This window comes from Streptomyces sp. SID5643 (genome assembly GCF_009872555.1).
Classification (GTDB): domain Bacteria; phylum Actinomycetota; class Actinomycetes; order Streptomycetales; family Streptomycetaceae; genus Streptomyces; species Streptomyces iakyrus.
The window spans coordinates 1-271 of the sequence record NZ_WWIC01000145.1; the positions used below are offsets into that span (position 1 = coordinate 1).

The following is a 271-nucleotide window of genomic DNA, read 5'->3' on the forward strand; positions in this document are numbered from 1 at the left end:
CCGCCGACATCTGGGCCTTCGGCGTCCTCGCCCACCGCGTGCTCACCGACGCCTTCCCACTGCCCGGCGCCACCCCGACAGCCCGTCGTGACGCGGCGGCGGCCTACGCGCGCGGCGTCGACCAGCTGCGCCTGTCGCCGGAGCTGCCGGACGACTGGCGGGAGATCGTGGGCGCCTGTCTGACGCGGACGCACCAGCAGCGCATCGGCGGCGCTGCGCTGCTGCGCCGTGTGACGGCGGCCGCGGGCCAGGGCCGGCGCGCCTTCCGCCT

General features: G+C 77.9%; 1 pseudogene. It reads left to right on the plus strand.

From position 1 onward, the window contains the following. Window positions 1-271, plus strand: a pseudogene (locus tag GTY56_RS18305) (protein kinase); the annotation flags it as partial.